Below are 12933 nucleotides of genomic sequence, written 5' to 3'. Positions count from 1 at the left end.
AGCTTCAAACTAGAGGGGATTCAAGAAGGAAGAATTGAACAAACTTTTTATCTCAGGAATACGTGTAATGTTTCCAGAACGAATAAAAAAGTCTGCATATATATTCGCAGTTTTGTAAATGGAGTTAGGGTTGCTAGATTGAAAATATTTTTGATTTTCACTTAAATCAGTTAGGTCTATTCCCTCCAGTGAGAGAGTATCGATCGGAATTTTTAACGCTTTGCTGACGATCGCTTTTCCCTCCTCAACATTTGCTTCCCAGTAGTTCGAGGCTTGCAGCCATCCTCGCACAAATGCCCGAATGTCTTCGGGGCGATCGCGGATTGTCTCACCGCGAAAGATAATTAAATCTAAAATCAACCCAGGGGTTTGCTTGCTAGTAAATAGGATATTTCCCCCTAATTTCATCACTTCGGAGAGATAGGGTTCCCAAGTGTGTCCGGCTTGAATCGTATTATTCTTCAGGCGTTGAGGAATTTCTAAAGCCTCTAATTGAACCAAGTTCACATCATCACTGGTTAAATTGGCAGTTTTCAACATTTCAGTCACGAAAACTTCGCTAAAACCACCTAGATTTGCACCCAGCTTTTTCCCTTTTAAATCAGCAACGGTTTTAATTTTTGATTGGGCAACTACCACATCTGCTCCTATTGATTCATCTATAACGATCGCGCCTTGTATATCTGGATTTGTGGCACTCAATGTTATAAAATTTCCCAAGGACGATGTAATCCCATCATACTTACCCGCATTGAAGTTTGCTTGTACCAATTGGGCGTATTGTTGATGAATTAGTTCCACATCTACCCCTTGGGCTTTGAAGAATCCTTTTTCTTGGGCAATGATGCCTGGAAGCTCTCCAACAAAAGATGCAAATGCCACTTTCAATGGAGGGCGTTTTACTTCAGTTGGTGCTGAAGTATTACAAGCAAGTAGTAAACAGACGGTAATGAGAAAAATGCTAATGTATCTGAGTAGTTTAAGCATAGAATTTTTGATGTTTTTTAATTATTGTTAATCAAAGATTCCGCTAAACAAACTAATTGTTCAAATTTAAATTGCCGTGTAAATTTCGTCAGTAATTGTATTCAAGGAGTTTTGGCTGTTGGAATTGCTTCAAAATTGATAAATTCCGACCGCAAGAGCGGCTTAAGAATTTAATTCACAGGTATTGTTTTGCAGCCGCCCCAACAAGGTATTATGGTTCAAATCAATGAAAAAGCCTGTAATTGCAAAGAGAGCGATCGCTCTTTTCCACTGTTATATTAGTCTTTAAATAATCCCGCACCCAATCACAACTGTATTTCAGTAGGTTGAGATGGAGAATTTGTTCTAAATCCCACATAATCACAAGTTGGTCATCTCCGCCAGAGGCGAGGGTTTTGCCATCGGGGCTAAAAGCAACACTGCTGACATTAGAAGTATGTCCATTCAGGGTGACGAGTAAAGTGCCATCAATTTTCCAGACTTTGATCGTATTGTCAAAACCTGCGGCTGCTAACATTTGACCATCTGGACTGAATGCTACCCTCGTTAAGCCAATACTTTTACCATCAAAGATCCTCACCAGAGTGCTATCACGTTTCCAAAGTCGCAGACGACCATCTCCACCTGTAGAGGCAATCAATTGACTATTCGGGCTAATGGCAACCCCAAAGACTTCACTCTTATGTCCTTCTAAGGTGCGATCGGGTTTTTCTAACAGGCGTTCGCTATTTTCTGAAGTCCACAGTTTGACAGTGCCATCAGCACTAGCAGAGGCGATAAACTGTCCATCTGGACTATAAACAATGTCCCAAATTCGGCCTGTATGCGCCTGGATAATTTGCTGGAGTTGGAACTGTCCATTGGAGTCGCGTTGCCAGAGTCTCAACTTGTAATCAAAACCTACTGCCACTAGCCGATTGCCATCGGGACTGTAGCTAACACCCAAAAGACCGATACCTGGGCCTTCCAGAATGGTTCGCTGATTGCTGTCTAGTTGCCACAGTCTCACAATACCCTTAGAACCAACGATCGCTAAAGTTCGGCCATCGGGGCTAAAGTCGAGACTAAGCATTCGAGAATCTTCTTCAACAATGGTTTTGGCGAGAGAACCATCGCGTCTCCAGAGTTTGACTTCTTTGCCAGCAACGGAAGCTAGCCGTTGCCCATCAGGGCTAAATGCCACCCGCCAGACCATTTCTTGATGGCCATTGAGTAGCTTTACTAAAGGTGAGTTGACTCTCCAGAGTTTGATGGTGTTGTCGTGACTGGCAGAGGCGAGAGTTTCTCCATCGGGACTGAAGGCGATGGTTTGAATATTTGAGGTATGCCCCTGCAAAGTTCTTAATAAAGTACCATCTATTCGCCAAAGTTTAACGGTTTTATCAGAACCGCCGGAAGCAATAGTCTGCCCATCAGGGCTAAAGGCTACACCAAATACTTCAGCAGTATGCCCTTTAAAAGTTCTCAGGAGATTGCCTTCTCGATTCCACAGTCGCACCATCTTATCTGCACTGCCAGATATTAAAGTTTGTCCATCAGGGCTAAAAGCAACACTCCAAATAGTTGCGCTTCCGGCTGTGAATGTTTTGAGCAGCGTTCCATCCAACCGCCAAAGCTTATTAGTGCCGCCTACCATAGAAGCAGCGAGAGTTTGACCATCGGGGCTGAAAGCAATTCCCCACACAGCACGCTCATGTTTAAAAGTTCTGATTAAAGTGCCATCTAGTTGCCAAAGCTTGACGCTAAAATCGCCACTGGCAGAAGCGATCGTTTGTCCATCTGGGCTAAAGGCAACTCGCCACACCGCAGATTTATGTCCTTTAAAAATGGTTGACAATTTACCATCGATTGTCCAAAGACGGATAGTGCCATCAATGCCGGCAGCGACTAACCGGCGACTATCGGGGCTGAAGCGGACGCTTTGTATGGTTGCAGTGTGTGGTAGCGTTCTCACCAGTGTTCCATCTCGCTTCCATAGCTTGACTGTGCGATCGATGCTAGATGAGACAATCCACTGACCATCAGTGCTAAAATCAACGCCTAAGACAATCCCTTGATGTCCTGACAGGCGATTGAATTCATCAGCACCGTAGACAGCTTGTTGTAATACTTTGCGAGTTTGGAGATCCAGGGCATTGGCATCTGCCAAATTTTGCAGATCGAGCCGTTGAAATTTCTCTCTGGCTTGGATTGCTTGTACCAGTGCATCTAAGCGTTGATTGGAATTAAAACTCCCATTGGAAGCAGCTGCGATCGCCCGTACCTCACTCAGTGATGCTTGTCGATCGGCGTAGAGTGTTGTGAACCCCAAAACAATAACTGCTAGTAGGGCCAAACTTACTCCTAATAGGAGTCGTCGCTGAAGGAGGGCGCTCTTTTGTTCGCTTGCTAATCGCGCTTCAATTTCTTTGAGGCGTTCTACTTCCATTTTTTGCTGGACTTCCCGACGTTCCAATTCTTGGCTGGCTGCTAAAAATCGATAGTCCAAATCGCTGAGACTTTTACGCTGAGTCCAGTCCAAAATCTCTTGTAAGGCATTACCCCGCAGTAGACGTGACTCATCTTGAAAGCCCGATGCTACCCAAGCATTGAATGGCTGTGAATAAGGGCGCAGATTGTCTAACTGCTTTAACACCCATTCAGCATTAAAAATACTGCGGTAGATGGGATTTTTAATTCTGAGATAGCCGTTGTGTTTCTCGACCAATCCCGATAGTAAAAGCTCCGTCTGTTCTCGACTATCATCGGTAGGCACGGGAGATATTGGAGGTAGAGGATACCAAGAGTCGCTAGTATTTTTATTCTTTGCGTCCTCTATTTTCTCTGCTTGCAATACCTGCTGATAAAGACTTAATAACCGTCCGGCTTGTTGTTGGTTGAAAAGTAGGCGATCGCGAATCGTGCGGAGGTGTTCGGGTTCATCTTGTGATTGCCAATGTTGGATAATGTGCGATCGCACCAATGCTTCTACCCAATACGCCTCAGTTTTTGGGGATAGGATAATTTTCCGCTCTGATGTATTTAAGGCAGTTTGGAGAACTAATTGACAAAGTTTTTGAGTTAAAAATGGTTGTCCCCCTGTCCAATAGATCACCTCTTGCAGCACGACTTCTGGTTGACTGATTGCTCCCTGTAACCCGTTTAGCAATGGGTTAGCTTCATGCAATCGAAAGCCGTATAACTCTATAGCTGTCCCAATGTTAAAAGGTGTTCGGCGTTTGTCAGCAATTAAATCAGATGGACTGGCGACTCCAAACAATGCAAATCCCAGGCGTTGAAAATTCGGATCGTGTGCCTGCTGATTGTAGCAATGACGAATCCAGGCAAAAAAGTCATTGACTGGAAAATTCAAACTCAGCAAACTATCAATTTCGTCAATTAAAATGAAAATGCCTTTAGCTTCGCCGCCGCCTTCACAATCGCTCTTGACATTTGGCAGCAATACTTCTTCAACAAACTGGTGTAATTTTTGTACAGGAGACAGACCTGTTTGCATATTCCACCATTGCTTAAAGTTGACGTGTTCCGCCAGATTTAACCCGTAGAATATGCTGACAATGATTCCTTTATACCATTGTGCTGATGTGGTATCCTCGCTACCCAATTGCGTCACGTCTAAGTAAACACATTTATAGCCTTCTGACTTGAGACGACGACTTATTCGCTGTAGTAGGGATGATTTACCCATTTGGCGAGAGTTGAAAACGTAGCAAAAATCACCACTTTTCAGACTGTTATAAAGTTTTTCGTCTGCTTGACGCACAACATAAGTAGGATCGTCACTGTGGAGGCTACCGCCAACTTGGTATCTCATGTGCAAAGTGTGATTAGAAAAGGAAGAGATAAAGAAGGAGTCAGAATTCAGAATTCAGGATTTAGAATACTATATCCATGCGACACTATCCCGTTGCGAAGTGTCTTGTAGAGTAATTACCAACCTCCTCTTTCTTGACCAGAGGCAGAGCCTCTTGGAATTCGTTCCCAGTCTTCAGACTGGGAACAAGGTTATGTTAACCAAAGTCAGTGGGTTGATTAAATCCGCCAAATTTATCAAAGCAATTTCGTCTTTGTCTAACCATCGCTAACCTTGACCCGGAAAACATGGCAGATTACTTGAATAAGTACCAAAAGTCTGATAGGAAAACCATACTAATGAGAATTTGGACTACTACTGCTGTGCTAGCTGCTTTTTGGCTAATATCTGGGGTCATCGGTTCTAAGCCAATCAACGCTACTTCTGTTTTGGTAGAAAACGCCATATCATCTCCGGCGCCAACGAATGCAAAACAGATTACTGTCAGTAACACCGAGTTTGGTCTGAAGAGAGTTGACTCCAAAGGAAACGTTACCATTTTTCAGACAACAAGAGTGCCACTTCAGGAAGGAAATACTTACGGGTGGCGGATTAAACTCAAAAACTACCAAGGTGAAGTGAAATGGCGTGAAGTCTTGTATTTACCAAAACCTCCAGAAACTTGGGGTACAGATAATGGTGAAGATTTCTCAATATCAGCAGACGGCAAGACATCTGTAACACGTCGCACACAATCGGCTCCAGAAGGTGTAATTGAGAATTTTTGGACAATCGCCGCTGGCGATCCCGTTGGTAAGCATAGAATAGAAGTCTATATTGATAACCGTTTGATCGGTACTTTCCAGTTTGAAGTTATTCCAGTTAAGTAGAAATGAAGGGCACAAGAGGCAGGGGAGCAGAGGGGCAGAGGGGCAGAGGTGCAGAGGAGAAAAACTGACTGTAACTTCTTTCTTGCTCCCCTGCTCCCCTAAAACTGAGGAGTATCTTAGAAATAGAAGTTTAATTCTTGTTGGGTGGCGATCGTGAATACAGAGGAATTCCTGCGATTGATCGAAAAGCAGCGCCCATGTCCTCAGACACTACCAAAAGGGCTGCAAGCAATGTGGTATGACAACAAAGGTGATTGGAGCAAGGCTCATGAAATAGTTGCAAATGCCAGTGATGCTGACAGTGCTTGGGTTCATGCTTATCTGCACCGCAAAGAAGGCGATTTGAAAAATGCCCATTTCTGGTATCAACGCAGTGGTCAGCCAGTATTTTCAGGAGAACTAAGCCAAGAATGGAAACAAATAACTTCTGTATTGCTAAAGAAGGTGAACGCGACGCATGAATGCTGAAGAATTAAAAAGGCGTTTTGCCGCAGGAGAAAGATATTTTCCAGCCGTCAACTTGAGTGGGGACAAGCTGATTGGAGCCGATTGCTCTGGAATTAATTTATGGGGATCTGACTTGAGTGGAGTTAACTTAGCTAAAGCTAAACTCTGGGGAGCAGATTTGAGTAGTACTAATTTAGCCAAAGCGAATTTGACCAGAGCTAATTTGAGTGGTGCCAATCTCAATGAAGCAAATCTTCGAGGAGCAAAACTCAACTATGCCAAGTTGTATGGAGCTAATCTAACTGGCGCTTACTATGATGAAAGTACGCGCTTTTCTAGAGGTTTTGACCCCATCAGTAGAAATATGCGGAAGGTGTAGGGAGCAGGGGAGCAGTAAGTTTTTCCCCTCTGCCTCTTGTCCCGCATTTCTCACAAGCTCAAGGCGTTTGATGGAGCAGAGGAGAAGTAATGAGTAATGAGTAATGAGTAATGAGTAATGAGTAATGAGTAATGAGTAATGAGTAATGAGTAATGAGTAATGAGTAAAAACTTCTTACTTCTTACTCATTACTTCTTACTCATTACTTCTCCCCGGCACTTGCGTAGGCTTTAAGAGGTGTGGTGAGAAATCAGGGTTGTGCCCAATCCCCAATCTCCTTTAAATAACTGATAAATGTTGATGTGAACCATCCAACACAGACGATATCAACATTTGTTCAAAGACTTTGGAAAGAGCAGTTTGAAAACGCTGACGATGCTTGATTTTGAAAAAGGTCGAACTATTTCTGCGTAGGCGTAGTCTGCACTTCGGCTGCGCCCTTCTCTACGAGAGGCTGCGCCAACGGCTACGCTCAGGACAGGCTCAGTGACCGACGTAGGCATCGTACCCTTGCCTTCTCGGTTATCAATAACTCTAATTGCCCGCAGAGTCCCTAACTGGATTTCTTTTTTACCATCAACTCAGAAATTCCAGTTGCACCTACGCCATTTTCAATCGCGGCTTTTGCCATCTCACCACTGGTGAACACTAAAATTACATTCAGGTCGCTGAGGTTTATCCCCCAATTTTGCAACGCTTCCTCAAATCTTTGTTGTGTACCAGATTCCCGCACCCGCATCACCCACGGAGTTTGAGTTAGTTGGCTTAAATCAATTTCTCCCCACTCAAACCAAGGGTGTTTTTGACCAACTACAATTTGCAAGCGATCGCTCCCCACCATTTCATAGTCTAAAGTATTCTGAAGTGCTGGCTTCACATCTCCTTCCACCAAACCTAAATCAAACTGTCCCATCGCTGTACCGACACAAATCGTTTCTGCATTGGCAAGAGTACAGTCAATCTGGATACTCAGGATATTGGCTCTTAAACTCACTAATTTTACTTGGTAGCCAATAGTTACCAATAGCAGTCAGACTTGCGACCCTAATTTCAATTCACTCCCCGTTGCAGATTGTTCAATTCTCGCAATCCCCTTTCTGTTAAGGAAACTTGATCGAGAATTTTCTGCGCTTCCACTTGCAGTAATTTACCCGCTTCAGCAATCTCAATATGGCGACCAATCCGATGGAATAGTTTCACTCCGTATTCTTGCTCTAAGTTGTGAATCGCTGCACTGACGGCAGGTTGTGTAATATAAAGCTCCTCTGCTGCGCGAGTAAAGTGTAAGTTGTGCGCCACAGCCAAAAATATTTTTAGCTGCTCAAGCGTCATTCCTGCCATTTATCGTATCCCTAAGACTTGATGTCAAAATTTTAATCACTTTCATTTATCATTTTGACAAATAAAAGCATTTGATTCTATCGGTTAGTTTGACTAAAGTGTAAATCAAAGCTTCGGCACGGACTTAAACGCTCCGAAGTAGAGAGCAGAGGGAAATGCCAAATGCCCAAGCATGAAAATAAGGACATCCATAAATGAGCGATTTAGCAACTGCGATTACCACAGGGATTACCGCATTCACTGCTACCAACATCGATGATATTGTCATTCTGACGTTACTTTTTTCGCAAATAAGTAAAACGTTCCGCAATCGTCACATCCTTGCTGGTCAGTATCTCGGCTTTGCGGCATTGATCTTTGCTAGCCTTCCCGGTTTCTTTGGTGGACTGTTTATACCAGAGGACTGGATTAGACTACTTGGTTTAATGCCAATAATCATTGGTATGAGCAGTTTACTAAAACGCGAAGAGGATTCACCAGAGGAAGCTGAAGAAGAAACCGAGCCGTCTTGTCCCTCTATCGTTAAGAGTTTTCTCTCTGGGCAAACTTGCAATGTCGCTGCGATCGCCTTTGCTAATGGCAGTGATAATATCAGCGTCTATGTGCCCCTGTTTGCCAACTCAGAATTAGACAGTCTGCTGGTGATTATAAGTGTATTCTTTACCCTAGTAGGTGTATGGTGTTATACCGCTTACAAGTTAACCTACTTGCCTGCGATCGCAACCTTTTTAACTGAAAATGGTAATACTTTTGTCCCTTGTATATTGATTGGTTTGGGTGTATTTATTGTTACAGAAAATGTCATTTGGACTCTTCTATCTGTAGTTTCTAGTTATATATTCTCATTAATTTTAGGTTTCAATACTCAGCCATCGAGTGAAGAACAAGAAAAATTAATTGTCTAAAATGAAGTGCATGATGAATTTTGTCACCAAAATCAATTCCCAACTGCAAAATATCTTACTTATCAACAGGAATCAAAACATGAAAATCTGGAAATCTCTGCTAATTGTCTTAATGATTGTCGCTAATTTCGCTTTTGCTCAACCTTCTTTTGCTGATAGACCAAAATTTAGCAAAAACCCTGACTATATCGAAGTCATTAAAGCTCTTAACGAACTCTCTCAGACCAAAGATACCCAAACTCAAGTTGAAAGTCTTACACCAGAAGAAATTAAAAAGAGAACCGAGGAATTAACACTGCAAAAATATGCTTTAGAGACGGGAATTAACTGGGGTCAATGTAATAACCAAACAGGTAATACCATAGCAGTTTACGGCAAAAGACCAAATGATGAAGACAATGAAGATGCCGTATACGAAAATGGTTTGTATTTTCTCGCTAATGGTCAGTCTACTAAAAAGAACTGGGATTGTGATGGCATCTATCTAGCGAATGATGCCAAAGTAGAAAATTTTACTTCTAGCCCTAATGGGCAAGGTCAAGAATTGACAGGCCCGGTTGCTCTCAAGATACTTGATGGAACTCAGTTGGTGATTAAGAAGAATCCAGATACTGCTGCGATTGAATTGAATGTTCCGACTGTGAAAGTTCTTAACAGCAAAGAGGCTAACTGGTTTATCCCAGATATATCACAGGCTCTCATAGATACACGAGTTCCTAATGCGCCTAGCAATCAGTCTTGAAATAGAAGTCCATAGTCTATTTTTGAATGAGTTTTCTAAATTTAAATAGGGTAACAGCCAAAATCAGAGGATAAACAGGATAAGCACTGATGAAAAACCTCTCCGATCTTGGCTGTTTTTTTAACGACACCTTATTACTTACACTTGCTCTATATCATCAATTACGAATTACGAATTATTCTGTCAGGCTTGTTTTATTTACATATCTGCATTAAAATAAATTTTGAATTTGAAAAAAATGTACAATCACAACAAGTATATTTCAGTAGCGCAACTATTGCGCTGGGTGCAAGTAATCTGGAAAGAGATTTCCTACTACCTCCGCATTTTTTTGATCAGAGCCGCTTTGGGGATAAGGGTATTATTGATGCAGTTAAAATTGAAACCTACAGAAGAAGATAAAGATAAAAAAAAGCCAGGACGACTGAATCCGTCCAGAATCCGAGATCACTTGGCAAATGAGCGTACCTACCTTGCTTGGATGCGAACAGGGATCGCTCTTTTAGGCTTTGGTGTTGTTATTGTACGTTTGCGTGCCTTCCATGTACCTTTAGTACCGCGTCCTGGCAACGGCTGGAAGTTAGGTTTAGTCTTCTCGCTGGTGGGTTTAATTACAGTGTGGCTTTCAACGTCACACTATTTTGCTGTTCGTCGTGATATTGAAGAAGATACTTATGAACCAACAGACCGTTGGGTGTTGCTGTTCAGTCTCGCTGTGATGATTCTTGGAACTGGGGTAATCTATTTTGTTTTTACAACTTCTTTAGATCCATTAAGTCCACTTATCCCTGAGTAATAGTATTTTTAAAATCGCACCTTATACAACTCGAATAATTCCCCTGATTTCTGCGTCATTATTTTAGCACCAGCCGCCTTAATCGTTTTTTCCCACTTAGCCAAAGGCTCTAAAAACACTTCAGCTCCCAAATAGGTTTCTAGAACTGCCCAATCTTCTGCTAAAGGCTGTTCTGGGTTGAGAACGTCAAACACAAAATGTCCACCTGGCTTTAACACCCGCTTGACTTCTGCTAGTACAGCATTCCAGTATTCGAGTGGAAAATAGCAGCTGAATCCTGTGGCGATCGCTAAGTCAAATTGCTCTGGTGGATAGTTTAACTGATGGGCTGCTCCCAACTCAACCCCTTTGAACAGCTTAGAATTCAACTGTGGCCCACGAGAATTCAGGGTATCGCGTGCCACATTACTAATTTCTTGCCCATGAAAAAATGCTTGCCAATCCCGCCAAGGATAGATTAAAAAGCTGATCCCACAGCCAATATCTATACAGTGTTGGTTTTTTTGAGGTTTAGCAATTTCCCAAAAAGGGGAAGCAATTCTCCCTGAGAAACTTCCAGCAATCCACTCGGCAAATATTGGCATCGCCTGTACTTCTGCTGGAAGTTCAAAGGTTTCACGTTGATATTCTCGGTTAAAGCGATAGGCGATTTGGGCTAATCTTTCGTCCCAGTTGCTTGATTTGGGTGAACTAAAGAGATTTTGAAACTGAGAATCGGACTTTTTAGACATTAGATTTTTGCTACTCTTTCTAAGAATTGTAGTCAAATTCGCCAAGCGATCGCCAACGTCAGGCGGGTACGCCATCGCACCCCCATCCAATCTCCTGCTAAGATTTGTCATTGGTCATTGGTACTAATGACAAATGACCAATGACAAATGACTACTACTCAACTTTTTCATACCAGATACCTACTTTCTCAAAAGCACCATAAGCAAGCTTCAAAAAATTCACTATTCTCTGTTTCCCAATTATTCCAAATTCTTTATACTCTCTAGCCTCTGCAAAAGTTAGGCGATTTTGGTCAATGATGTTTCTTTCTCTGTATGCTAACTTCGGAAAATCTATAACTTTTATCTGATATTTATTTACTATGTTCTGATAGTTTGAGTCTGACTCTAGATGCTCCCAATCATCACACAGCCCTAAATTCCTCACCAGAATATGAGGGATTTTATCACCGTAAGTATTCACTGATTGAGCAAACAGGTTGATGCTGTCGTATCCTCCTGTCGATACAAACCATTTGCAAAACAGAACTCCCTGCGAACTTCCTAGTTCAAGTAATTGATTAGATTCAATCCACCCTTGTACTGCTCTATGGGATTGTGCGGCTAAATTCACAATTACTGGTTTCTCTATCGCCCACTCAAATATTCTATCTGCCTTATTTGCCTGTCGTTCATTCTCACTAAACACAGCATATTTACATATCTCCTTATATACCCCTGCTACATCTGGATTCGATCTATCTGTCTCCACGGGTACAAATGGAATTCTCTTATCCAAACAATACTGAATCATTGTCCTGGCAAAGAGAGATTTTCCTACCCCGCCTTTTTCACCATCCACAAAATGAATCGTCGGCATTACAGCCACCTCTAATAGTTATTAAAGTCTGATATATCTTTCCCAAGCTAAGAACTTTTTGGCCATTGCCCCCAAATATTTTGGTGGTTTTATGAGAAAGTATAACCGTGATTTGGATATAGTTTTCCAACAGTCTCATTTTACACAGGCAAAGTCCGCACTTCGGCAGGCTCAGTGACCATCTGCGCGGACTAAGACAAAACAAGGGGCTTAAGCCCCTTGTTATAACCTGCTTCCGCAGGTTTTGTTTATTTAGACGCGGTTTTTAAGCGCCCTTTTAGCTGCAATATTAGCCTAAATCGAAAAGCAAGATTTCGCCGCCGATGTTGGTGCTAATTTCTAGCTGTTCTTCGCCGTTGATTTGTACACCATCACTGGCTCTGAGTTCTTCACCATTTAAGTTGACTATGCCTTGCGCTACTTGTAACCAGGCATAGCGATCGCTTTTGACTTGATGATTAACAACATCACCTGACTCTAAAACAGATGTGTATAAATCAACATCTTGGTAAATTGTCACAGCACCATCGCGCCCATCTCTAGCAGCAATTAAGCGGAGTTTGCCGCGCTTTTCTTCTAGAGGAAAAGCTTTTTGTTCATATCTCGGTGCTAACCCTTCTCGTTCGGGAAGAATCCAGATTTGTAGCAGGTGTAGTGGTTCAGTTGGTGAGGGATTAAATTCACTATGGCTGATTCCAGTTCCAGCACTCATAATTTGGGCATCACCAGGGCGAATTACTGAACCTGTACCCAAGCTGTCTTTATGCTCTACAGCACCTTCTAAGACATAGGTGAGGATTTCCATGTCACGATGGCTGTGGGTAGGGAATCCGGCGCCGGGGGCGATGCGATCGTCGTTAATTACCCGCAAAGAGCGAAATCCCATGCGGTTGGGATCGTAAAAACTACCGAAGGAAAATGTGTGATAACTATCGAGCCAGCCCATTTTAGCGTGACCACGAGAATTGCGATCGTGAATTAAGTGGGTAATTGTATTTTGAGACATAAATTTACCTCTTTGTTAATGAGTATTTAGTTAGAAAGCACTCAAGTTTGGATTTTA

General features: G+C 42.4%; 11 protein-coding genes and 1 pseudogene. 6 read left to right on the top strand and 6 right to left on the bottom strand.

Going from position 1 to position 12933, the window contains the following annotated elements; genetic code table 11:
* Window positions 1-9: 9 nt before the first annotated feature.
* Together QUD05_RS22645 and QUD05_RS22640 are read right to left on the bottom strand one after the other, a co-directional pair.
* Window positions 10-987 (bottom strand): ABC transporter substrate-binding protein, encoded by a 978-nt coding sequence (locus tag QUD05_RS22645; protein ID WP_289798045.1) that lies wholly within the window; start codon window positions 985-987, stop codon window positions 10-12.
* A 223-nt stretch (window positions 988-1210) separates the two neighbouring features.
* Window positions 1211-4801: a WD40 domain-containing protein gene (locus QUD05_RS22640; protein WP_289798043.1), complete on the bottom strand. Its 3591-nt coding sequence runs from the start codon at window positions 4799-4801 to the stop codon at window positions 1211-1213.
* A gap of 338 nt (window positions 4802-5139) precedes the next feature.
* Between QUD05_RS22640 and QUD05_RS22635 the strand changes: the two genes are divergently transcribed.
* The 3 genes from QUD05_RS22635 (at window position 5140) to QUD05_RS22625 (ending at window position 6496) form a co-directional block, all read left to right on the top strand.
* Window positions 5140-5670 carry a PM0630 family protein gene (locus QUD05_RS22635; RefSeq protein WP_289798042.1) on the top strand — a complete coding sequence of 177 codons (531 nt, stop codon included), beginning with the start codon at window positions 5140-5142 and terminating at the stop codon, window positions 5668-5670.
* 153 nt (window positions 5671-5823) lie between these two features.
* Entirely contained in the window at window positions 5824-6138 is a 315-nt protein-coding gene (locus tag QUD05_RS22630; protein WP_289798041.1) for a hypothetical protein, read from the top strand.
* Complete coding sequence (locus tag QUD05_RS22625; protein WP_289798040.1) at window positions 6128-6496, top strand: pentapeptide repeat-containing protein; 369 nt, start codon at window positions 6128-6130, stop codon at window positions 6494-6496. The genes QUD05_RS22630 and QUD05_RS22625 overlap by 11 nt, the downstream gene beginning before the upstream one ends.
* A 279-nt stretch (window positions 6497-6775) precedes the next feature.
* On the opposite strand, the pseudogene QUD05_RS22620 reads toward QUD05_RS22625, so the two are convergent.
* Window positions 6776-7828: pseudogene (locus QUD05_RS22620) on the bottom strand (LysR substrate-binding domain-containing protein).
* 203 nt (window positions 7829-8031) lie between these two features.
* Here QUD05_RS22620 and QUD05_RS22615 point away from each other — a divergent pair.
* From QUD05_RS22615 to QUD05_RS22605, 3 genes are all read left to right on the top strand, one after another.
* Window positions 8032-8742 carry a cadmium resistance transporter gene (locus tag QUD05_RS22615; protein ID WP_289798039.1) on the top strand — a complete coding sequence of 237 codons (711 nt, stop codon included), beginning with the start codon at window positions 8032-8034 and terminating at the stop codon, window positions 8740-8742.
* Between the two features lie 79 nt (window positions 8743-8821).
* Window positions 8822-9484 carry a hypothetical protein gene (locus tag QUD05_RS22610; protein ID WP_289798038.1) on the top strand — a complete coding sequence of 221 codons (663 nt, stop codon included), beginning with the start codon at window positions 8822-8824 and terminating at the stop codon, window positions 9482-9484.
* A 238-nt stretch (window positions 9485-9722) separates the two neighbouring features.
* Window positions 9723-10280 carry a YidH family protein gene (locus tag QUD05_RS22605; protein ID WP_322638384.1) on the top strand — a complete coding sequence of 186 codons (558 nt, stop codon included), beginning with the start codon at window positions 9723-9725 and terminating at the stop codon, window positions 10278-10280.
* 8 nt (window positions 10281-10288) lie between these two features.
* Here the strand turns inward: QUD05_RS22605 and QUD05_RS22600 are convergent, their stop codons facing one another.
* The 3 genes from QUD05_RS22600 to QUD05_RS22590 all read right to left on the bottom strand — a co-directional run bounded on the left by QUD05_RS22600 (window position 10289) and on the right by QUD05_RS22590 (window position 12876).
* Window positions 10289-11011 (bottom strand): class I SAM-dependent methyltransferase, encoded by a 723-nt coding sequence (locus QUD05_RS22600; protein WP_289800052.1) that lies wholly within the window; start codon window positions 11009-11011, stop codon window positions 10289-10291.
* 154 nt (window positions 11012-11165) lie between these two features.
* Window positions 11166-11852: a P-loop NTPase family protein gene (locus QUD05_RS22595; RefSeq protein WP_289798036.1), complete on the bottom strand. Its 687-nt coding sequence runs from the start codon at window positions 11850-11852 to the stop codon at window positions 11166-11168.
* Window positions 11853-12159: 307 nt separating this feature from the next.
* Window positions 12160-12876: a pirin family protein gene (locus tag QUD05_RS22590; RefSeq protein ID WP_289798035.1), complete on the bottom strand. Its 717-nt coding sequence runs from the start codon at window positions 12874-12876 to the stop codon at window positions 12160-12162.
* Window positions 12877-12933 lie beyond the last annotated feature (57 nt).

It is taken from the genome of Nostoc sp. GT001, assembly GCF_030382115.1.
In the GTDB taxonomy this organism is placed as follows: domain Bacteria; phylum Cyanobacteriota; class Cyanobacteriia; order Cyanobacteriales; family Nostocaceae; genus Nostoc.
The sequence above is the reverse complement of the archived record's forward strand: the minus strand, read 5'-3'. Positions and strand labels throughout refer to the sequence as shown.

Excerpts from the sequence above, each read along its gene's own strand:
- QUD05_RS22590 (WP_289798035.1), bottom strand. The coding sequence starts at position 12,876 with ATGTCTCAAAATACAATTACCCACTTAATTCACGATCGCAATTCTCGT.
- QUD05_RS22610 (WP_289798038.1), top strand. The coding sequence starts at position 8,822 with ATGAAAATCTGGAAATCTCTGCTAATTGTCTTAATGATTGTCGCTAAT.
- QUD05_RS22615 (WP_289798039.1), top strand. The coding sequence starts at position 8,032 with ATGAGCGATTTAGCAACTGCGATTACCACAGGGATTACCGCATTCACT.
- QUD05_RS22625 (WP_289798040.1), top strand. The coding sequence starts at position 6,128 with ATGAATGCTGAAGAATTAAAAAGGCGTTTTGCCGCAGGAGAAAGATAT.
- QUD05_RS22600 (WP_289800052.1), bottom strand. The coding sequence starts at position 11,011 with ATGTCTAAAAAGTCCGATTCTCAGTTTCAAAATCTCTTTAGTTCACCC.
- QUD05_RS22645 (WP_289798045.1), bottom strand. The coding sequence starts at position 987 with ATGCTTAAACTACTCAGATACATTAGCATTTTTCTCATTACCGTCTGT.
- QUD05_RS22640 (WP_289798043.1), bottom strand. The coding sequence starts at position 4,801 with ATGAGATACCAAGTTGGCGGTAGCCTCCACAGTGACGATCCTACTTAT.
- QUD05_RS22605 (WP_322638384.1), top strand. The coding sequence starts at position 9,723 with ATGTACAATCACAACAAGTATATTTCAGTAGCGCAACTATTGCGCTGG.
- QUD05_RS22635 (WP_289798042.1), top strand. The coding sequence starts at position 5,140 with ATGAGAATTTGGACTACTACTGCTGTGCTAGCTGCTTTTTGGCTAATA.